The sequence below is a fragment of the Streptomyces sp. NPDC058880 genome (assembly GCF_042742535.1).
Classification (GTDB): Bacteria; Actinomycetota; Actinomycetes; order Streptomycetales; family Streptomycetaceae; genus Streptomyces.
The window spans coordinates 56084-76114 of the sequence record NZ_JBHYMC010000002.1 but is presented as its reverse complement, the minus strand read 5'-3'; the positions used below and the strand labels follow the sequence as shown (position 1 = coordinate 76114).

16 protein-coding genes and 1 tRNA gene are annotated in these 20031 nt (G+C 70.9%); 11 read left to right on the top strand and 6 right to left on the bottom strand.

Features of this window, described 5'->3' with window-relative positions; genetic code table 11:
* Window positions 1–42 precede the first annotated feature (42 nt).
* Window positions 43–1614 (top strand): alpha/beta hydrolase, encoded by a 1572-nt coding sequence (locus ACFW2G_RS02135; protein WP_384581211.1) that lies wholly within the window; start codon window positions 43–45, stop codon window positions 1612–1614.
* Between the two features lie 157 nt (window positions 1615–1771).
* A tRNA-Thr gene (locus ACFW2G_RS02130) sits at window positions 1772–1845 on the top strand.
* A 114-nt stretch (window positions 1846–1959) separates the two neighbouring features.
* Here the strand turns inward: ACFW2G_RS02130 and ACFW2G_RS02125 are convergent.
* The 3 genes from ACFW2G_RS02125 to ACFW2G_RS02115 all read right to left on the bottom strand — a co-directional run bounded on the left by ACFW2G_RS02125 (window position 1960) and on the right by ACFW2G_RS02115 (window position 6594).
* Window positions 1960–3696, bottom strand: a complete 1737-nt coding sequence (locus ACFW2G_RS02125; protein WP_037921063.1) for a type IV secretory system conjugative DNA transfer family protein — start codon at window positions 3694–3696, stop codon at window positions 1960–1962.
* A 105-nt stretch (window positions 3697–3801) separates the two neighbouring features.
* On the bottom strand, window positions 3802–5898 hold the full coding sequence (locus ACFW2G_RS02120; RefSeq protein ID WP_384581209.1) for a peptidoglycan DD-metalloendopeptidase family protein: 2097 nt from the start codon (window positions 5896–5898) through the stop codon (window positions 3802–3804).
* 6 nt (window positions 5899–5904) lie between these two features.
* Complete coding sequence (locus ACFW2G_RS02115) at window positions 5905–6594, bottom strand: hypothetical protein (protein ID WP_384447356.1); 690 nt, start codon at window positions 6592–6594, stop codon at window positions 5905–5907.
* Between the two features lie 268 nt (window positions 6595–6862).
* Between ACFW2G_RS02115 and ACFW2G_RS02110 the strand changes: the two genes are divergently transcribed.
* The 3 genes from ACFW2G_RS02110 (at window position 6863) to ACFW2G_RS02100 (ending at window position 8997) form a co-directional block, all read left to right on the top strand.
* Window positions 6863–7495: a hypothetical protein gene (locus tag ACFW2G_RS02110; protein WP_384447358.1), complete on the top strand. Its 633-nt coding sequence runs from the start codon at window positions 6863–6865 to the stop codon at window positions 7493–7495.
* Window positions 7492–8514: a hypothetical protein gene (locus ACFW2G_RS02105; protein WP_384581207.1), complete on the top strand. Its 1023-nt coding sequence runs from the start codon at window positions 7492–7494 to the stop codon at window positions 8512–8514. Before ACFW2G_RS02110 ends, ACFW2G_RS02105 begins: the two co-directional genes overlap by 4 nt.
* Window positions 8515–8613: 99 nt before the next feature.
* On the top strand, window positions 8614–8997 hold the full coding sequence (locus ACFW2G_RS02100; protein ID WP_037921074.1) for a DUF4913 domain-containing protein: 384 nt from the start codon (window positions 8614–8616) through the stop codon (window positions 8995–8997).
* Window positions 8998–9043: 46 nt separating this feature from the next.
* Here the strand turns inward: ACFW2G_RS02100 and ACFW2G_RS02095 are convergent, their stop codons facing one another.
* From ACFW2G_RS02095 to ACFW2G_RS02085, 3 genes are read right to left on the bottom strand one after another with little or no spacing between them, the layout of a single operon-like run.
* The gene (locus ACFW2G_RS02095; protein ID WP_384581205.1) at window positions 9044–10057 is read right to left on the bottom strand and encodes a hypothetical protein; all 1014 of its coding nucleotides are present in this window, start codon (window positions 10055–10057) and stop codon (window positions 9044–9046) included.
* The gene (locus ACFW2G_RS02090; RefSeq protein ID WP_384447365.1) at window positions 10054–10677 is read right to left on the bottom strand and encodes a hypothetical protein; all 624 of its coding nucleotides are present in this window, start codon (window positions 10675–10677) and stop codon (window positions 10054–10056) included. The genes ACFW2G_RS02095 and ACFW2G_RS02090 overlap by 4 nt, the downstream gene beginning before the upstream one ends.
* Window positions 10678–10723: 46 nt before the next feature.
* Entirely contained in the window at window positions 10724–11161 is a 438-nt protein-coding gene (locus tag ACFW2G_RS02085) for a hypothetical protein (protein WP_052030408.1), read from the bottom strand.
* A 288-nt stretch (window positions 11162–11449) separates the two neighbouring features.
* Between ACFW2G_RS02085 and ACFW2G_RS02080 the strand changes: the two genes are divergently transcribed.
* From ACFW2G_RS02080 to ACFW2G_RS02055, 6 genes are all read left to right on the top strand, one after another.
* Complete coding sequence (locus ACFW2G_RS02080; RefSeq protein WP_384581203.1) at window positions 11450–13129, top strand: conjugal transfer protein; 1680 nt, start codon at window positions 11450–11452, stop codon at window positions 13127–13129.
* A gap of 63 nt (window positions 13130–13192) precedes the next feature.
* Entirely contained in the window at window positions 13193–13462 is a 270-nt protein-coding gene (locus ACFW2G_RS02075) for a TrbC/VirB2 family protein (protein WP_037921078.1), read from the top strand.
* A gap of 79 nt (window positions 13463–13541) precedes the next feature.
* Window positions 13542–14090 carry a hypothetical protein gene (locus ACFW2G_RS02070; protein ID WP_384581201.1) on the top strand — a complete coding sequence of 183 codons (549 nt, stop codon included), beginning with the start codon at window positions 13542–13544 and terminating at the stop codon, window positions 14088–14090.
* A gap of 7 nt (window positions 14091–14097) precedes the next feature.
* Window positions 14098–17076 carry an ATP-binding protein gene (locus ACFW2G_RS02065; protein ID WP_384447370.1) on the top strand — a complete coding sequence of 993 codons (2979 nt, stop codon included), beginning with the start codon at window positions 14098–14100 and terminating at the stop codon, window positions 17074–17076.
* A gap of 53 nt (window positions 17077–17129) precedes the next feature.
* On the top strand, window positions 17130–17651 hold the full coding sequence (locus tag ACFW2G_RS02060; RefSeq protein WP_384447372.1) for a hypothetical protein: 522 nt from the start codon (window positions 17130–17132) through the stop codon (window positions 17649–17651).
* Between the two features lie 112 nt (window positions 17652–17763).
* Window positions 17764–20019, top strand: coding sequence for a hypothetical protein (locus ACFW2G_RS02055; RefSeq protein ID WP_384447374.1), 2256 nt, complete (start codon window positions 17764–17766; stop codon window positions 20017–20019).
* The last annotated feature ends 12 nt before the right edge of the window (window positions 20020–20031 follow it).

Here is a 20031-nt window from a genome sequence, read left to right as displayed (position 1 = left end):
GGGGACCCGCCCGCTCCCCTCGGCAGGACGTAGGCTCCTGGGATGGACACCAGTCGCGTGCTGCGTACCACCGGGACCGTGATCGCAGCGGCCGGGTTGCTGCTCTCCGGGTGCACCTCGGGCGGGTCGGAGACGCTCCGGACCGCCGCGTCCGCGAGAGGCGAGGCCGGCGCCACGGCGTCGGTGCCGCCGTCCCCCGACGCCACCGCGATGCGCCCGTACTACGAGCAGAAGCTGACCTGGCGCGACTGCGGTGTCCCCGGATTCCAGTGCTCCACGATGAAGGCGCCGCTGGACTACGCGAACCCCGGCGCCGGCGGGGACGTGGACATCGCGGTGGCCCGCCGGGTGGCGACCGGCCCCGGCAAGCGGCTCGGCTCGCTCGTGGTCAATCCGGGCGGACCCGGCGGATCCGGCATCGGCTACCTCCAGGCGTACGCGGGCATCGGCTATCCCGCCCCGGTGCGCGCCCGGTACGACATGGTCTCCTTCGACCCGCGCGGCGTGGAGCGCAGCAGTCCGGTCGAGTGCCTGACGGGCCCGGAGATGGACAAGTACACCCAGGTGGACCAGACGCCGGACGACGCAGCCGAGCGGGCCCGCCTGGTGGCCGCCTTCAAGGAGTTCGCGGCCGGCTGCGAGGCCCGCTCGAAGCGGGTCCTGCCGCACGTCTCCACTGTGGACGCCGCCCGCGACATGGACCTGCTGCGGGCCGTGCTCGGCGACAGGAAGCTGAACTACGTCGGGGCCTCGTACGGCACCCTGCTGGGGGCGACGTACGCGAACCTCTTCCCGGACCGGGTCGGCCGGCTGGTCCTGGACGGCGCGATGGATCCCGCGCGTGAGGCCCTCGACCTCAACCGGGACCAGACCGAGGGATTCGAGACGGCCTTCACCTCCTTCGCCAAGGACTGCGCGAAGCAACCCGACTGCCCGCTGGGCAACGGCGGCCCGCAGGAGGTGGCCGCCCGGCTGAAGGACTTCTTCCGCAAGCTCGACGCGCAGCCCGTGCCCAGCAGCGACGACAAGCGGCCGCTCGGCGAGGCCCTCGCGACGACCGGGGTGATCGCGGCGCTCTACGACGAGAACGCCTGGCCCCAGCTGCGCGAGGCGCTGGCCTCGGCGATGAACGGCGACGGCGCAGGCCTGCTGGGTCTGGCCGACAGCTACTACGAGCGCGGGGCGGACGGGAAGTACGCCAACCTGATGTTCGCGAACGCCGCCGTGAACTGCCTCGACCAGCCCGCGGCCTTCAGCGGCCCGGAAGCGGTCGACGCGGCCCTCCCCTCCTTCGAGAAGGCCTCCCCGGTCTTCGGAGCGGGCCTGGCCTGGGCCTCGCTGAACTGCGCGTACTGGCCGGTGAAGCCCACGGGCACGGCGGGGCCGCTGACCGCGAAGGGCGCCGCGCCGATCGTGGTCGTCGGCACCATCCGTGACCCCGCGACGCCGTACAAGTGGGCCCAGGCCTTGGCCGACCAGCTCGAGTCGGGCACCCTCCTCACCTACGACGGCGACGGCCACACGGCGTACGGGCGTGGCAGCGATTGCATCGACACCGCGATCAACCGCTACCTGCTGGAGGGTAAGCCCCCGGCGGACGGCCAGAAGTGCTGACCCGCCGGGCGGGGGCCGGAGCCGCAAGGGGCGCCGGATCTACGGCAAATGTCCGCATGTGTGAAACCTGGTTCGGTGCACGCCCTCGCACCCTGTAGACTTGGCGCGGCTGCTGATGAGAGCACCTCTTCGAGGGAATACTCGTCTGATCAGCGGTGCCGCCTTAGCTCAGTTGGCCAGAGCAACGCACTCGTAATGCGTAGGTCTCGGGTTCGAATCCCGAAGGCGGCTCAGACAGACCCCAGGCTGGAGAAATCCGGCCTGGGGTTTTCTGTTGCCCCGAGGGTACGGCGTGAACGAAGAGGAGCCCCGGGAAGGAATCCCGGGGCTGCGGTGTGGGTGGGTTCAGGCGCGGGCGCCCGGGTCGTGGCGGGTCAGGGAGGCCTTCACCTGGGCGGCGTACGGGCCCTGCCACCACGGGATCGTCTCGACCAGCACCGGCTTGATGCCGGAGGCCAGGACGAGGGCCCGGCCGGGCGGCATCGCGCCCAGGTCGGAGACCTTCAGGACGCGGTCGCGGCGTACCGACTCGTTCAGGGTGCGATGGCCCGACCAGCCGCCCGTCTCCGAGGCGCGGGACGTGGTGAACTCGCGCAGCTCGTACTCGCCGGCCAGCTCCGAGAGGTCGCCGAGGAAGCGGGTGTCCGAGACGCCGCCGCCGTACACGCGGACGTTCGCGGCCGACCAGAGCTTCTCCATGCCGCGCTCGCCCCACACCTCGATGCCCTGGGCCCAGGACTGGAGGATCGTCATCAGGATGATGCCGCGCGATCCGTAGTGCGAGTAGAGGTCGGGCAGGGCGCGCCAGCGGCAGACGTTCGCGGCCTCGTCGAGGACCCCCACCAGCGGGCGGGACAGCCGGCCGCCGCGCTGCGTGGTGGCGTACTCCTCGGCGGCCTCGACGACCGCCACGGTCAGAGCGGTCACCAGCGGGCCGGCGGAGTCAGTGCCCTCGCGGGAGAGCGAGTACAGGGTGGAGTCGGCGCGGACGAACTCGCGCGGGTCGAACTCCGGGCGGTCGTCCGTCGCGGAGAGCGGCGTCACCCACTTGTTGACCTCGGGGTTGATCAGGCAGGACGCCATCTGCTGGGCGACGCCGTAGATGCCGCTGCGCTGCTTGTCCGGGGCGGTGATGACGCCGGAGAGGGCGTCGGCCGGCATCAGGTGTCCGGCCCCGCGCAGGATGCGCTCGGGGGTGTCGTCCTTCGGGTTGGACAGCCAGGTGTAGATCTGGGTGATGGAGGCCTTGGCGGTGGCCGCCGCCAGCAGGAGGTTGGCGAGGAGGTCCTGTCCGGCGGGGTCGAAGAACGCGTCCGTGGAGGCGTCGGCGTCCCGCGAGCCCGACGCGAAGTGGTCGGCCAGCTTGCGGGCCTTGGCGACGTCGGTCACGTACGACAGCGGGTTCCACCACCAGGTGGGCGGCTCCTGCGCCACCTGCTGGGGGTCGAAGACCCAGACCTGGCCGCGGGCCTGGCGCGGGCCCCGGGTGGCGTCGACGATGTCGCGCTTGTTGGAGGTGACGAGTACGGAGCCCGGGGCGTCGAGGATCGCGGGGATGGCGCGCCGGGTCGTCTTGCCCGTACGGGGACCCCAGATGTCGACGTGCATGTCCTCGAAGGAGCCGAACAGGGGCTGGCGCCCGTGCAGCGAGCGGCCGATGAAGACGCCCGGGGAGCCGCTGTCCACACCGAGGCGTTCGGCGGTCGCGGCGGCACCCTTCATCGTGAGCTTGCCGAGCTCCTCGCCCTTGGCGAGGTGCTGGGCGGCGCCGTCGACGTCGGGCTTGTTGCGCAGGCGCTGGCGCAGCCGATAGGCGGCGGTCACGGCTCCGGCGAGCAGCAGGACCTCGGCGGCCGCGATGGCGTTCGCCGCTCCGTGCGGCCAGGAGTAGTCACCCATGACCAGGGAGACGGCGAACGAGAACGGGTTGCCCGGCGGCGCCGGGTGGTCGCCGAAGGACGAACCGAGGCGCGCGGCGAGCCACGCACCGCACAGAAGCGCCAGGAGGCCTCCGACGAGGCAGGCGATCTCGATCGTCCAGTCCTCGTCGGCGCGGGGCTTCTTCTGCTGGGGTGAGGCCATGGTCAGGACTTTCCTTCCGCTGGAGCGGATCTGGCACGGAAGAGGTATCCGTTCCGTTGCTGCTGAGGGGTCGTGCGGCGCGCCGGTTCCGGCCGGTGCGGTCCGCTACGCGTGTTCGCCGCCGCTCTCGACGGGGTTGGTGCCCGCCGGGATCGGCACCCGGTACACGCCGGTGATCTGACCCTGCACGTCCCAGGTGCTGAACTCGACGTTCTTGCCCACGCGCGGGGCGTGCAGGATCTTCTTGCCGGCCGGGTCCCACACGACCGCGACGTGCTCGGAACCGCTCGGGCCGGGCCGGAAGAAGATGAGGTCCCCGGGCTGCGCCTGACTCAGGTCGATCTTCGACGCGCGGAGGTTCTTCTCCTGGGTGTAGGTGACCGTACCGATGTCGATCTTTCCGCCGCTGGCCTGGTAGTACATCCACTGCGTGAAGCTGGAGCAGTCGAAGGAGACCGGGTTGTTGCCCTGGAGCCGGGGCGCGCCCCACACGTACGGGCGGCCGATGCCCCGCTGGGCCCAGCGGAGTGCGGACCGGACGACCGGGTCGTCGGCACCCGGCAGGACGCCGGTGACGCCCGCGCCGTCCGGGGGGACCGCGGTGCCCTTGCCGTCCTTGGCGCACGAGGCGTACGTGGCGTCCTTGGCCGTGTCGCCGCCGCCCCCGGGCACGGTGCCGTAGTCCGGGGTGGCCGAGACCTTGCCCTGCAGCCAGCCCTCCGGGTCGATCATGCCGGGGCCGTTGTCCTGGCCGGGGACGAAGGGGTTGTCGACACCGGGGACGCGGACCTCCCAGTGCAGGTGCGGGCCACTGGAGTTGCCCGTGCTGCCGACGGTGCCGATCTGGTCGCCGCGCTTGACGGAGGCGCCCTGGGACACCATCGCCTTGGTCTGGTGCGCGTACAGGGTGACGACGCCGCCCGCGTGCTCGATGTGGGTCTCGTTGCCGTACGAGCCGCCGCTGGTCACCTTGATGACCTTGCCGTCGGCGGGGGCGTAGATGGGGGTGCCGGAGGTCGCCCGCAGGTCGAGGCCGGTGTGGTAGCCGAGGCTCCAACTGGAACCGTTGGCGTGGTACTTGGTGCCGACGGTGTACGTGCCCTCCTTCAGCGGCCACTGCCAGTTCTTGCCGTCCTGGCTCGGCGGCGCGGCCGGCTTGATCATCGGGCGGGAGAAGGCGACGGTCTCGATCCGGGCGCCCGGGTCCGCGGACACCCGGCTGCCCGGGTCCGCGGCGGCGCGGGTGGTGGCCGCGGCGTCTCCCGGGTAGGGCGGGGTCGACCAGGAGCGGGGCGAGGCCGACGTGATGCTCAGGGCCTCGGTCGGCTGCGCGTCGTTGCCGACGGGGGCGGGGATGTCCGACTGCTGGCCCAGGGTGGGGAAGTTCGGGTTCTTCTCGACGGTCGCCTTCAGGTGGGCGTACCACCCCTCGATCAGGCTCTTCTCGCCGGTGAGGTTGCCGCGGTAGCGGGCCGCCTGGGTGAGGACCACACGGGGGTAGACGGTGTTGCTCTCCAGCGAGCCGGAGTAGCGCAGCAGGGCCTTCCAGGGCTGCGTCTCGGCCTTCAGGGCGTGGAGGAAGTTCGCGGCGGCGTAGGCCGCGTCGTCGATGTTGTAGAGGTCCTTCTTGCCGTCGCCGTTGCCGTCGTCGCCGTAGTCCTTCCAGGCGGGAGGGCCGAACTGCAGCAGGCCCATGTAGCCCGCGCTGTTCTTGCCCCCGGGGGCCGCGGACGGGTCCTGGCCGTACTTCGTCTCCTGGTACATCTGGCCGGCGATGAGAGTCCAGTCCAGCCCCTCGTAGCGGGCGGCGGCGCGCATCGCCGCGAGGATCATCCGCGGGGGTATCTCGTTGCGGGCCGTCTCACTGGGCAGGTAGATCGTGCCCGCGGGCATGATCGGGTTGGTGGCCGCCTGGTCACCGGTGTTGCCGTGGCCCGCGTTCTCGGCGTAGTTGCCGCAGGCCGCCTGCGCGGCGCCGCTGCCGAGACCACCGACGAGCGCGCCGATCAGCACCAGGGCGATGAGCCCGGCGCCGCCGATCGGCAGCAGTCCGCCGAGGCCGGCGAGCAGCAGCATCTTGCCGTTGTTCTTCTTCTTGCCGCCGCCCCCGCCCTGGCCGCCGGCCATCTGGGCGGCCATCTTGGCCGTCTTGGCGACCTTGGCGGCCTTCGACGCGGCCGCGAGTACGGCAGGAGCCACCATCGGGTATCAGTTCCCTGCCTTCTCGTCCGCGCCCACGTTGCCCAGGCCTTGCAGGTCGAAGCCCGACACCTTCCACGAGCCGGCGTCCTTACGGGCGCTGACCAGCCAGGAGTTGGTCTCCGTGAGGGTCTGCTTGCCGTTCTCGGAGCGCACGGAGGTCAGCGAGACCACGCTGGAGACCAGGCTGCCGCCGCCGTTGACCAGGTCCTGGGCGATCATGCCGTCGCGCACCACGCTCGCCTTGCCGGTGGAGGAGCAGCGGGCGACCTGGCAGGTGTCCCAGGCCTTGCCCGTGGGGAGGGCGGTGAGGCCCTTCATCCGCTCGTCCGAGACCGTGAGGTCGAGCAGGGGCTTGGACCAGGCGGCGCTCTGGTCGGTGTACGTGTACGTGCTCAGGCCGGCCATGTAGGCGGCCATCGCCCGGTGGGCTTCGGCCAGTTCCGCCGGCTGGACGATGGGCGGCACGGAGTCGGCGCCGTTCGCGCCGGCCTGCTGGCCCGCACCACCGTTCGCGCCGTCGGCCGCGGAGGCGCCCTTGCCCTGAGCGGAGGCCGAGGGTGCCTTGCCGGCCGCGGAGGCGTCCGCGTCGTCCTCGCCGTCGAAGACGAGGAGGACGACCAGGGAGGCGATCAGCAGAACTCCCAGTACCGCCAGGGCAAGTGCCGCGCTTCGCTTGTTCTCGGCAGGTGACTCCACCGTCCCGGGCCTCCCTCAGTCAGGTCGCCCGGACACGGTAGGGGGAGGGACGACGGAAGACGCAGGCCTTTTCCCCGCGAGGAAAACCGAGGAAAGAGCGAGGAAAGGCCGGGCCCCGTCAGGGGATCGCACGTGCGAAGCCAGTGCAAAGAATGCGTGAAGGTGGGGCGGGAACCCTCACGGCTTCTGCCCGTCCGGGGCCTCGGTGCTCCGGAGGTACGGTCGAGCACGCCACGTGGAGACGCCGACGCCGACGAAGGGGACGAGGATGCTGACCGAGGAGACCGGCCGGACACCGCAGGACATGGCCGCCGAACTGGCGAACATGAAGGCCGTGGACGACTGGCCGTCGGTGTGGTCGGGGTCGCCGCAGGGCGGATCCACGGAATTCGCCGAGTGGTGTGACCGCAATGGCTGGGACCCTTTGACCTTCGACCGGCAGCTGCGGGTGAGGACAACGGGCGGGGGCAGGTGGACGTTCTTCGACCGGGCAGGCATGGGGGGGCCGCTGATTGCGCTGGAGCACTACGCGTACCAGTTGAAGGCCGAGACCGCTGCGGAGAACGGTGAGGTGTTCTCGGCCGTCGAAGCGAGCTGGCCCTCCTTCCTCCAGGTGGCGCAGGGCGTGCTGGGCTTGCCCACCTGGACGGGATCCTGGGACGCCTCGGACTTCCCGGAACCGCCGCGCCACTGGTACTGGAACGGCCGTGACGAGCGGATGCTGAACCGCGAGCCCTATCGCTTCGCCTACTGGGCGCCGGCGGGTGCGGTGCCGGGAGAGCCGTACTTCGTGCTGTCCCAGACGGTCAGTTTCCCCACCTGGACCGCGGACACGCCGGGTGGCACGGCAGTCTCGCTCGAGGTCTTTCCGCCAGCCGAGTTCACTGCGAGGGCTCGGTGACGGAGTTCCTTCGCCCGACACAAGCAGAGATCGACCGCGCCATGGAGCTGGAGGAGGCGTACTACGAGCACCGCCCCCTCGCCCCGGACAAGGTCGCGCAGGCCGTCGACCGTCTGTACCGGGACTGGCAGGCGGCGGACGGCAAGGACATGTTCCCCGACGTGCTCGCCTACAGCACCCACGTCGCACTGACGGAGTCGCCCACCGCAGCGGACCGGGGAGAGGTGCGTGCGCTCTGGTCCTGGCGTTCCCAGCCGGAGGGAGCGCCGCGCGAGGTGGGGCACAACCGCTTCCTCGCCCAGGCGTGCGGTGAGAGCCGGGGCTACCAGGTGCTGGAGGACTCGCCAGTGGGTCGCAAGCTCGAGTCGTACGAGCTGTGGGACCGGAACGTACAGCAGGCCTTGGTCAGACGGTTCAACTTGACGGAGCAGGCCGTCCAGGACGCTCCGGCCGGGATCTGGGAGGCCGCCTCGGGGCAGTACGCCAAAGCGGCCGAGGGACAGGTCGCCGTCTTCGCGGCCGAGATCGGCGCCGGGTCCATCCTGGGGGAGACGGAGATGCCGAAGGTTGTCGGGCCCGAGGGCGTGGGGAAGGACGCGGTGGGATTCCCCATCGAGTTCCCGCGTCAGGCGCACCTTCCGGCAGAGATGTACGACCTGATGGCGGACCCGGCCGTCCGCTGTGACCTCCGCATGGAGGACTACGCCGTGAAGGGTACGACCCCCTTACTCTTCGCGGCCAGGCTCGCTGCGATCGAGGTGCCGGAGCGCCAGCGGGAGGCGCGTGCCGCGGCCGTCGCCCGGCTTTCGTCGGCGGCCAGTTACGCGGAGCTGGCAGAGGAAGGGACGGCCCGCGAGGAGTCCGACACGGCGGTCGGGGAACCGGAGGCCGGGCGGACGGTGGCGGAGCCGAACGGAGCCCAGAGGCCCGAAGCCAGTGTGCCCACCCCGGCCAACGGCTTCCTCCCCGGCGTGAGCATCCCCCGCGCCATCAAGGTGCCGGCCCCCCCCGAGCGGTGAGCGCGAGCACGCACGGTGTGATCAACCCCGTGATCGAGGCCGCCCCCAAGTCCGCCGGGATGGAACACTGACCGGCGACGCACCCGAGGAAGAGACCCCATGAGCACGACGCCTGCAGAACGGCCGGACAGTGGCGGGGAAGTTCCCCTCCACTTCCCCGACGTCTTCGCCTTCGTTTCCGAGTACCTCGCCCCGATGGTCCGCCGGCGGCTGAACGGATCCTCCGCCACCTGGTGTCCCCGCTGGTGGGAGCACCCCGAGGCGGGTGCCCGGCTCTCCGGGCTCTGGCTCGCCTGGGAGCACCTCCGGCACGACACCGCCCTCGGCATGTCGACCTGGTGGCTGCACCATGCCGACCCGCACCTGCGCGTGCTCATGGACACGGACCTGGGTCCGTTCGCGGCGTGTTCGCCCAAGGTCGGCGGGCATACGGCCTATCCGTTCGACCCGCTCCCGCTGGAGGAGTACGAGCCGGAGGCGTAGGCCGGTCCCGCCGAACGGCCGTGGTGGCGCCGCCCGGTGCGACCGGTCAGTGCTCGACGCCGGCGGGCTTCGGGGCGAGCTGCGGGGCCGGCGGCACATGCGCCCCCGCCCCGTGGCCGGTGGGGACGCCGCGGGCCGCGGGGACGATGCTGTGCCCCACGTTCATCCCGGGCAGGAAGGAGTCGGTCAGGGCGGCCTTCGGGCCGGGCTCGGGGGTCTCCTGCACCAGGTCCGGGTAGGCGGCGGCCTGGGACAGCCGTTCCACGATCGCCGCGCGGGCTTCCTTCTGGTCCTCGGGGACGTCGATGGCCTCCAGCTTGGCGGCGAAGTCCCGCGGGGACGCGTCGGGGTGGTAGTCCTCCATGACCAGCTGGCACCTGACGGGGTCGTTGGTGATGAAGGCGTCGATGTCCGCCGGCAGGTGCTCGTGTCGGGGCAGCGGCGTGGCGAACTTGATGCCGTCCTTGCCCACTGCCGCGTTCCGCAGGAGCTCCGGGACCTCGGTCTTGCCGAGCACCGAACCCTTGGTGATATCGGCCGCGAAGGCGACCACCGTGCCCGTCGTCGCCTCGGCGTATCGCTCCGAGAGGCGGTCCCACGCCGTGCCGTGAACGGCGTCCAGGTCCTCCGGTTCGAAGTCGAAGTGCTGGGCGAGTGAGTCCACCACCTTCACGTTGCTTAGGCAGTACGCATTGAGCAGGTGGCCGGCCGGGGTGTCCTCCAGTACCTGGAGACCACGTGATTCCCCGCACGCCCGGGCCAGGAAGCGGTTGGGCACCGGTTCGTCCACACCGTCCAGCTGCGACACGTACGACCAGAACGCGCGGTCTGGACCCCGCCCTTCATTGGTGACGGACTCGGTCTCCGCCAGATTCGCGATGTACGCCAGGAGACCCGGTCCCTTCTCACCCGCGGGGACCGTGGCCAGGTAGTCCTGGTGGATCCGGAGCGCCAGCCGGTTGCCATCCTCCATTTCGGTGGGCTCCGCGTCGGCCTGCGCCTGCGCGAGGACGAAGGCCCGGGCTATTTCTTCCGGGGTGGGTGGGGCATCGGGTCTCACCTGAGCCTCCGCGAGCCTTCAGGGGCGTGGACGGTCAGCCGGATACGGGAGCCGCCGGGGGTGTCGGCGGTCCACGCCGCGAACGACACGGACTGCACGAGCACGATCACCGCCTGGCCGGGGTGCTCGCCCGTCGGCTCCCAGAAGGCCATCCGGTAGGGGGTGCGGGTCTCGAGGCGGTAGTCGCGGCTCTCCCAGAGCCCCTTCTCCGGCGGCTCCGGGAAGTCCGGCGCGTCCCAGGGGCCGTTCCACGCCGCGGGCCCCAGTACGCTTTCGGCCGCCCGGAGGAAGGCGGGCCACTCGTCCGCGGCCCCGGCCAGCAGGGCGGGGTTCTCGGACGGTTCGTCCGCCCCGAGCCGCCACGCCCAGTGGGTCAGGCGGAAGACGGGGGTCCAGTTGCCGTTCGACTCGAAGGTCCACCTGCCGCCGGAGCGGCTGTGCACGACGAGGTTGCGCTCCACGTTCTGCGGTTCCCAGGCGTAGCGTTCGCACCACCTGCGGAACTCCGGGGAGCCGCCCTGCGGTGGTCCCGCCCAGACCGAGGCCCAGTCAATCCCGCGCAGGCCCGCCAGTTCGGCGGCCAGGTCCTGGGCCGTGCGGCCCGATGTTTCCTTCAGCATTGTGCAGGCTCCTCGCTCGGTGTCCGTGGGGCATCGTGACATGCGGTCAGGACAGGACGATCCCGAGGACCAGCAGGCCGATCACCGCCGCACCCATGATGAAGCGGACCGAGGTGTCGCCGCGTTCCCACAGGTCGTGGACCACGGCCCAGCCCGTCATACGGGCGGCGCGGCCGTCGTGCAGGCTCGTGCTCGGAGCCTCCTCCACCGCGCCGTCGGGCTCGCCCTCGGGGGTGTCGGCGGGCGCCGTCGTGCCCGCGGTGCCCTGCTGGGCCTGGGCCACCAGCACCAGGCCCTCCAGCAGTTCGGGCATCGTGTGCGGGGTCAGGGGGTAGGAGACGGTGCCCTGCGGGGTGCTCAGGCAGAGCTTCGACTGCCAGGGGTTGCCGGGTTCGTAGCCGGCGATCCAGGCGTGCTGCGCCTCGGTCGCGGGGCCGGGCGCCAGGTCCGCGGGCGCCTCGGGGAGGGCGTACTGCTCGCTCAACTCTCGTCCTTCGCAGGGTCGGGGACGGATCGGTGGCGCCCGCTGCCCGGACGCGACCGCTCATTGTGCCGAGTGCCGGACGGCCCGCCCCCTTCCGTCCGCCCGGGAGTCCCGTTCGGGAATTCCTCGTGCTTTCCCCGTCTTTCCTCACTCTTTCCCCGCGGGGAAAAGGGGGGAGGCGTTGTCGTCTTCATTTGCCACACTGCCGTTCCGCACCTGGCCTCAGCAGGAGGCCCGCCAACCGGTCGGCCGGCGGAGGGGCTCACACGCGGGGGAGAGGCGGACTCGATGACGGACCACAACAGCTCTGCTGGCGGGGTCGACGGAGACCGGACTTCCGGGGAGCAGGGCCGGTCCGCAGCCGGATGGCCCACCGGAGCCCAGCCGCAGCCGCAGTCCCCCCGGGCCGCCGCCCCCTACGGTTACGCCGACAACCCGCCCGCGCCGCCCCAGCAGTCCTCGGACGCCGTGCGCGCGCAGGTGGCCGCGGCCTGGGTGCGCACGGCGCGGCCGGGCCCCGTGCCGCCGGGCGAGGCGGCCGTGCCGGTCCTGCCGCCGCAGGTGAGTCAGCCGTCGGCCGCGTCGAAGAGGGACCGGCGCAAGGCCTCCCAGGAGGCGAAGCGGGCCGAGCGCAAGGCCGCGTACGAGCAGAAGAAGGCCGAGCGGGAAGGCCGCAAGAAGGGCGGCGGACGTGCGGCCGCCGCGCCCGCGCAGGCTGCCGCCGCTTCCGTGGGAGGCGACGCCCGGCCCGCCGACTCCTCCGTGCCGACCGCCGCCGCTGGTCCCGCCGCTGGTCTCGCCGCCGGTTCGGCGGCATCCTCCCGGAGCCGGGCCCGCGCCGTCGGCGGGGCCGGGTTCGAGGTGCCGCGACCCGGCGGGCGGCTGCCCGCACAGGGACGGCGTACGCACGTCGCGGTACGCGCCGCCCTGCTGATCACGACGTGTGCCTTCGCGCTGGGCTCGTGCGGTGTCGCGGGCCTGGTCATCGGCAAGTCGTCGGTCGCGGTGGCCGACGCAGACCTCAGCGCGAAGGACGTGGAGCGCTACCGGCTCTCCGAGTTCCCGATCGCCGCCGCCGCGACGTTCGCGGAGGAGTATGTGACGCTCTGCATGACGTACTCGCCGCAGAACGCCGACAAGCGCCGCGACGCCCTGACCCGCTACGCCTCCTCGGGTGTGGACCGCGACTGCGGCATGACCGGCCAGGGCACCCAGAGCGTCCGCCACGCCAAGTGGGACGGCACGGTCGAGGAGCTTCCCGAGTTCGGGGCGAACGGCCGCTACCTGGGGATCCAGGTCAAGCTGTCGACCGGCCGCCTCACCACGCTGTCCGTGCCGGTGTACGTGAAGGACCCGGCGACGGGGTCGGGGCTGCGCATCGCGGGCAACGTCGGCGAGATGCCGCTCGCTTCGCGCGGCAGCGCGCCCGCTGTCAAGCAGGACGGCGAGGTCGTCGACCAGGAGCTCTCCAACCAACTCAAGGCGCAGGTGCTGCCCGGCTTCTTCAAGGCCTGGGGCGCCTCGGACGCCACCGGACTCACCCGCTTCACGACCCCCGACGCGAGCCAGTCGGCGACCACGGGCCTGGCCGGGGCGCTGGCCGCGCCCGAAGTGCAGGAGGTCGTCGCGCTGGCCCCCGAGGGCAGCGAACCCAACGCGACGATCACCTACGGGCAGGGCCAGGCGGTGCAGGCACGGGTGACGGTCGTCTGGGGCGGCGCCGCCGCCGCGGCTCCCGCGAAGGGCACCCCGCCCCCGACCACCAGCGTGAAGCGCTCCTACCGGCTGACGCTCGTGAACACCGCCCAGGGCTGGTTCATCAAGGACGTCCGCGGCGGGGTCCTCGACCCGACGGGCGGCAGGGCGGACGCCGGGACGACGGCTTCCGAGGCGCCCGTCCCGGAGGAGAACCCGCCGGCCGGCGGTGAGCCCGCTCCGGGCACCTCGCCCACGCCGAAGGCGCCCTGACCGCGCCCCCCACAGACGCACCTCCCACACCCCTCCCCCGCACTTCAGCGAAAGGAACACGCCATGAACCTGGCGGCCACCACCCTCAACGGCATGTTCGGCGAGATCCAGAAGATCCTCACGGGCATCGGCACCACCGTGGCGATCTGCGCCCTGCTGATCCTCGGCATCCGGATGCTGCTCTCCATGAAGCGCGGGGACGGCATGCGCGAGGCCTTCCAGGGCTTCGGCATGATCGCGCTCGCCGCCCTGATCATCGGTGGCGCGACCGGTCTCGCGGGCCTGCTCATCGACCTCGGCAGCCAGATCGGCGGCGGCGGCGCCAAGGGCTGATCCCGGGAGCGGCCGGTGCATCCGCCCGGCCCGCCCGTGACCCGCGGCCCGCAACCACGTCAGAGAGGGGGACCGGCTGATGGCGCAGGACATGCAGGACGCACCCGAGCCGATGGTCGCCTACGACCACACGGACCTGCTCAACCGTCCCAAGCGCATCTGGAACTGGGGCAACATCCCGCTTCCGGGCCTGCTGCTGCCCGCCCTCGGCGCGGCCTTCGGCTTCGGCCTCCTGTGGCTGGTGACGCTGCTCTCGCTCTCCGCCTTCCTGCCCTTCCTGGGCCTCTCGGTGGTGACGTCGGTCCTCTACATCGGACCGCCGGTCGGCGTCTATTTCGTGTGGGGCCGGCCGCTGCCCTCCGCGCTCACGCTCAGCCAGCAGGTGGTGGTCTGGGCCGACTACTGGTTCCAGCCCAAGCGGCTCCAAGGCCTGGCCGCCGACCGGGAGCCGGCGGAGCTTCGCTGGCAGGTGATCCTCTGGCAGCCCGGTTCGCCGCGCTGGCAGCGCCAGTACGAAGAAGCCCTGGCCGCGGCGGCGCAGCACGGTTCCTCGTTCGCGGCGGTGGACCGCTCCGAGCAGCCGTACCCGCGCCTTCCCGAAACCGCACACTCCGAGACCGCAGGATGAATCCCTCATGATCATGATGATCCTTCTGGGCGGGGCGGTCGCCTTCTTCGTGATCGCGATGATCATCGCCTCCGCCGGCTCCAAGAAGAACAAGGAAGGCCAGGCCTCCGGCGGCGGTACGCAGCACCAGAGCGGCTCCCGGAACCGCTCGGGCCAGTCCGCGCGCCGTGAGGACCTGCGGCTGCCCTACCGCTACGCCGACGACATGATCTTCGTCCACGGAGAATCGGTCTGGACCGGGCTCGTGCTCCCCACGGCCATCGACGAGTACCTCAACGCCGGCGAGCTCCAGGCCATGGCCGAGGGCCCGGCCCGCGGTCTGCTCAACCTCGCCCGCGGCGACCGCAACGTCGAGTGCCACTACCGCAAGGTCTACCGCCCGATCACGGCGGTGGAGTGGGCCGACCGGCTCAACACGGTGGCCTGGGACCCGACCGAGAACTACAAGGCGTACAACCTGCGCAAGGCCGAGTACCAGGAGCGCATCGGGGCGACCCGCGAACGCAACATCCTGCTGGTCAAGCTGGGCTCGCTGAAGCGCGGTGCGAACGGCACCGGGGTCCTTCCCGGCGGTGACGACCCCGTCGAGGAGCCGGGGCTGACGGCGGCCGTGCGCGGCACTGCCGATCAGGTCGCGGCCGCGGCCACCGGCGTCCACGACGAGTACCTGTCGCCGGGCCTGCTGGCCCAGTGGACCCAGGTCGCGCGGGAGGTCCACGAGAGCCTGGAGGGCCTGAGCGGGGTCCCGCTGACTCGCGAGGAACTGGTCTGGCTGATTCGCAAGCCGCTCCACGGTGACCTGGCCGTCCCGCCGGAGCCCGTGCTCGGCTCCCGCTCCTGGGGACCCGACCAGTTCGACCTGGTCGTCGACTTCTCCGGCGAGAACCACAAGACGCACATCGTGCTGCACCAGTACGACGAGTTCACCGGCGAGCAGCACACCAGCTACACGACGACCCTGGTTGCCGCGAGCTGGCCCACGGAGACCCGCTTCCGGCAGTCCACCGCCTGGGCGCGCTACGCGTCGCAGCACGTGGACTTCCCGGTCGAGATCGACATGCGTTTCACGCTGATCCCGTACCTGAAGTTCAAGGACCGGGCGAAGAAGATCAGCGGCAACCTCGTCGACGAGATGAACGACATGGCCAACTCCGGCCGGTCGCCCGGCACCCAGCTCGCGCAGCAGGTCACGCGTGCCCAGCACCTCGTCGACGACGTCGAGGAGCACAAGATGCCGGGCATGGAGGCGCAGATCCGCTTCACCATCTCCGCGCCCGACCTCGGCGAGCTGGAGCGCCGCCGCCGCATCCTGGAGATGCAGTTCAAGCAGGACCTCAAGGTCACCCTGCTGCGGCCGACCCGCCAGCAGTGGCGCCTCCTGCAGTCCCAGCTCCCGGGCGACGCCCCCAAGCTGCCGATCGCCCCGTACCTGCGGCTGCAGGAGGTCGAGCAGCTCGGCGCCGGGCTGCCCACCGCGGGCACCGAGCTCGGCGACAACCCCGAGCAGCGTTCGGGCAAGCAGCTCGGCTGGGTCGGCAACCTCGTCGGCTGGGCGGGCAAGATGCCCGTCCACTACTCCCTGCACGTCGGCCCGGCCCGCAACGACGGCGGTGGCCTGGCCATCGTCGGCGCGTCCGGCGGCGGCAAGTCCTCGCTCGCGCTGCAGAAGTTCTATGAGGAGTCGGAGTCGGGCGTGCGCTGCCTGGTCATCGACCCCAAGACCGACTTCGCGCAGCTCTGCTACTACCTGGCCTTCGGTGCGCAGGTCAACGACCCGGCCTTCGCCTACGACGCCGAGGCGGGCCTCCTCGCGACCGAGGGCAGCCGCTTCCAGCCGGTCAATCCGGAGTTCTGGGCGGAGACCGAGGTCGTCGACCTCCTCAAGGGTCAGGCCGGCGTGCTCGACCCGTGGGTGGTCGCCCGCGACGTGCCCTCGGGCCGTCTGCTCGCGGAGTCGATGCTGCGGGGCTTCCTCGGCGACGAGGACTACCAGCGCGTCCGCCTGCCCGTCATCGAGGCCATGGCCACCGTCGTCGGCTGGTACAACTCCGCCATCCGGCAGGCCACCGAGCAGGGCCTGACGGCGCGGGAGGCCGAGGAGAGGGTGCCGCGGCCGACGCTGTGGCAGGTCGTCGACGAGGTCGTGAACGCCTACGACCAGGCGGTGTCCAGCGGTGACCGCGAGGCCGTCAAGGACCTCAAGCTCGCCCAGATGCTCCTCACCGAGCTGCGGACCCTGCCGTACGCGCGCCTGGCCTTCGCCGAGAGCCCGAAGACCCTGTCCGCGATGCGCAAGCGCCGCACGGTGATCACCCTGCGCGGCTTCCAGTCCCCGTCCTCCTCGGACCCGCGCAACTGGAACCCCGCCGAGCGGCTGGCCGCCACGGCGCTGATGGCGGTCGTGGAACTGGGCAGCCAGATGCTCGACGTGGGCTACGAGAAGAACCCGGTGACGGGGGAGATCGGCCTGCGGCCCAAGGCCCTGTTCGTCGACGAGGCGTACGTGGTCACCGCGACGGAGAGCGGCCGCGACCTGATGCGACGCGCGCTCAAGCAGGGCCGCTCCTACCTGGCGGTCACCGTGCTGATCACGCAGCAGGCCATCGACCTCGTCCAGATCGAGGACTCCGAGGCGCGCAGTGGTGGCGCCAACCAGATCCACACGGTCTTCGCGTTCAAGCAGAAGTCGGCGCAGGAGGCCTCGATGGTGGCCCCGCTGCTGGGCCGGCCCGACAACGACGCGAAGGTGATCTCGGCCCTGCAGGAGCTCCGTACCGGTGTCTGCCTGCAGCGCGACGTCGACAAGCGGGTCGGCACGGTCGCGGTGGACCTGGTCTTCAAGGAGATCCTCGCCGCCACCGACACCAACGGCACGACCCGTCCCGCCCGGCAGGCGATCGACCCGCCGCTCAGCGTGTGGGACTGGACCTTCATGCAGGAGGCCGGCCAGGCGGCGGAGGCGGCGCGGGAGACCGCCCCGGCGTGACCGTGCCGCCCCGTCCAGAACATTGCGAAATCCGTACCGAAGGAGACACCACCATGCGTCAGACCAGGACCCTCGCCGCAGCAGCGGCACTGGTCGCCCTCACCGCCCTGGCGGGCTGCGGAGGGGACCCGGCGGACGAACTCGGCTTGCCCGCGGCCGGTGACATCGCCTCCATCCAGAAGTTGATCAACCAGCATGCCGTGTGCGACAACCTGCGGCCCGACGACGAGGGCAAGGACCGCTGGGAGGCCTTCGCCCAGGATCCTGCCTGGGCGATCAAGGAGCGCGCCCTGTGCGACGACGCCTCGAACCGCCGGATCACGTTGCTGTCGATCTCCGACATGTCCAAGTTCCAGGCCGCCAACCGCAAGGCGTCGGAGGGGGGCAAGAACCACGACGTGCTGCTCGGCAAGGACTTCGCACTCGTGCCGGAGGGCAATCGGACCACTGAGGCGCTGTTGAAGGCCAAGCTGCTCGTCCTGACCTGCTCCGGCGCGTACGAGATCCCGAGCGGCTTCAAGCAGCACAAGGGAATGGCCGACGGCTGCCTCCTCACGGACTACAGCCGCTCGTAGTCACCGACTCCACAGTCCCCCGTCGCGCAACTCCCGAAGGAAGCTGATGTCCTTGCGCCGTAGCGCCAAGACACGTGGGTCCATCCCGGAATCCCCGTCTCCAGCCAGCTGGATGCGGCGCGTCGGACGTGCCGTCCGGGTCGGGGCCTTCCTCGTCCTCGCGCTGCTCGCACTGTCGCTCGCCACGCCCAACACGGCACAGGCAATCGACTTCGCCTGCGACTTCACCGGGGACGACAGCTACATCCATGACAGCCCGGGCGCGAGTGGCGAATCGATCATGCCGGCCGTCAACCAGTGGGAGGACAAGGCGAAGCGCGCCAAGAACCTCAACGACACCACGGGTATGGTCACCGGAGCGGTCAGGATGCCCGAGGCTCCCCAGAGATACACCTTCTACGAGCTCAACGCCATGCGCGGCCTGAACTGGACGATGACCCACCGGGGCAGGGGCAACGCCTCGCAGGTCAACGACACGGCTGGCGGCGGCGCCGACAAGTGCTCGGTCATGGACTTGGTCAACAACGGCCTGGCCAACATGGTCTTCAACGGGACCAAGATCCTGACCCGTACGTCCATCTCGATCAAGGAGTTGGCCTCGAACCCGAGCCCGCTCAGTGGTCTGTACGAGGGTCGCGACAACGTGGTGACGACCCTGAAGGACAACGTCTTCATTCCCGCCGTGCCGGTCATGATCGCACTCACCGGCCTCTGGGTCTTCACCAAGTGGCGCAGGGGTGAGATGCGTGAAGCATGGTCGGGCGTCGGTTGGGCTTCGCTGACGACGGTCGCTGTGGTCGTCATGCTGACCGGCGGCAATTACCACAAGGTCATCACCGAGGCGGACGCGGGGATCGGCAACTTCAACTCGATGCTCACCGAGGCAGTGCTCGCGGGCACGGCGGGGCAGATGCAATCCCCTTGCGACCTCGACCCGAGCGTGACGGACAACCGCGGTCTGCGCATCTCCAGCTGCGCCATGTACGACACGCTGGCATTCCGTCCGTGGGCCCTGGGGCAGTTCGGCGAGCACGGCACGAACTGCATCTTCAAGAATGACGCCGGCAAGATCGACAACGGCGCGTGCCTGCCGAAGAGCACCAGTACCACCTGCAACTACGGCAAGGGCGCACGGTGCGAGGACCTCCGGGTCCGGCAGGCGGTGTCGCAGTCGACGACCAATATCGACGCGTTTCCTCCACCGGACAGCAGCCCGGTGAACAAGGAGGAGGACGAATGGGTCCCGATCCGCATGGACATCGCGGGCGGTGACGGGCAGGGCTATCCCGGCAAGGCCCCGGACAAGCACATTTATCCGGTCGCCTTCAACGACTGGGCGGGGAAGAACGCCGGAGCGCGTGTCGGGCTCGCCTTCTATTCACTGATGGCGGCTCTGATCGTCGGCCTCATGGTGATCGTCCTCAGTGCGCTCACCCTGCTGTGGCACGCCGTGACCCTGATCATGATCATCCTGCTTCCGTTGGTCGCCACACTCGGCATTCACCCGTCCCAGCAGAAACTGCTGAAGGGATGGATGGAGACGTTCATCCACAGCTTCGTATTGCGGGCCGGATTCGGCGTCATCCTCAGCGTTCTGCTGGTGCTGTACCAGATGATCCTGCCGGCCAAGATCTCCCTCGGCATGCAGCTGCTGATGCTCCTGCTCGTCACGATCGCCGTCGTGATGATGCTGAAGAAGCTGCTCTCGGGCAGCTACAGCCCGAAGATCGCAGGCGCGGAGGACGCACTCGGTGCGGGCGACATGGCGAACTCGCTGACCAGCAAGCTAGGCGCTCAGAGCCAGCGCCTCGCAGGCAATGCTGCCGCGGGTGCGGGCCGGGTGGCGGGCCGGGTGACTGGTCGGGCCGCCGGGAACGTCGGCCGGGGCATGGACAAGGCCGTGCTCGGCGGGAAGCTCCAGAAGGGCGGCTGGATCGCTCCGAGCAGCACCAAGCGGAACCAGCGCAAGAGCACACAGATGGCTGCCGCGCTCCAGAAGCAGAACTACGACCAGATGAAGCAGAGGCAGGAGCGGGAGACGGAGGAGCAGACCGCCACCGAGCCGCAGCCGCGACGCCGCAGCGGCCGGGTCAGCGCCTCCCAAGCGCCCGCGCCGCAGCAGGGGCCGCCTCCCGCGCCCCAGCCGGCTCCCGCTTCGGCTCCCGCCCCCGCGCCCCAGCAGGCCCCGGCGCCGCAGCAGGCGGCCCGACCGGCCGGCCGGGTCAGCATCGTCGACGGTCCGGTGGCCCGGCCGCCGGCGCCGCGCCCGCCGCAGGCACCCACTCCGCCCGCCCAGCCGCAGCAACAGCCCCAGCCGTACCAGCCCCCGCCGCCGCGAGACGGCAGCGGCGGCCGGGTATCCCACTAGGAAGCCCTGAAC

What these genes read in the sequence shown, in the direction of transcription:
- ACFW2G_RS02135 (WP_384581211.1), top strand. Translation starts at nt 43, where the DNA reads ATGGACACCAGTCGCGTGCTGCGTACCACCGGGACCGTGATCGCAGCG.
- ACFW2G_RS02125 (WP_037921063.1), bottom strand. Translation starts at nt 3,696, where the DNA reads ATGGCCTCACCCCAGCAGAAGAAGCCCCGCGCCGACGAGGACTGGACG.
- ACFW2G_RS02120 (WP_384581209.1), bottom strand. Translation starts at nt 5,898, where the DNA reads ATGGTGGCTCCTGCCGTACTCGCGGCCGCGTCGAAGGCCGCCAAGGTC.
- ACFW2G_RS02110 (WP_384447358.1), top strand. Translation starts at nt 6,863, where the DNA reads ATGCTGACCGAGGAGACCGGCCGGACACCGCAGGACATGGCCGCCGAA.
- ACFW2G_RS02100 (WP_037921074.1), top strand. Translation starts at nt 8,614, where the DNA reads ATGAGCACGACGCCTGCAGAACGGCCGGACAGTGGCGGGGAAGTTCCC.
- ACFW2G_RS02090 (WP_384447365.1), bottom strand. Translation starts at nt 10,677, where the DNA reads ATGCTGAAGGAAACATCGGGCCGCACGGCCCAGGACCTGGCCGCCGAA.
- ACFW2G_RS02080 (WP_384581203.1), top strand. Translation starts at nt 11,450, where the DNA reads ATGACGGACCACAACAGCTCTGCTGGCGGGGTCGACGGAGACCGGACT.
- ACFW2G_RS02075 (WP_037921078.1), top strand. Translation starts at nt 13,193, where the DNA reads ATGAACCTGGCGGCCACCACCCTCAACGGCATGTTCGGCGAGATCCAG.
- ACFW2G_RS02070 (WP_384581201.1), top strand. Translation starts at nt 13,542, where the DNA reads ATGGCGCAGGACATGCAGGACGCACCCGAGCCGATGGTCGCCTACGAC.
- ACFW2G_RS02065 (WP_384447370.1), top strand. Translation starts at nt 14,098, where the DNA reads ATGATCATGATGATCCTTCTGGGCGGGGCGGTCGCCTTCTTCGTGATC.
- ACFW2G_RS02060 (WP_384447372.1), top strand. Translation starts at nt 17,130, where the DNA reads ATGCGTCAGACCAGGACCCTCGCCGCAGCAGCGGCACTGGTCGCCCTC.
- ACFW2G_RS02055 (WP_384447374.1), top strand. Translation starts at nt 17,764, where the DNA reads ATGCGGCGCGTCGGACGTGCCGTCCGGGTCGGGGCCTTCCTCGTCCTC.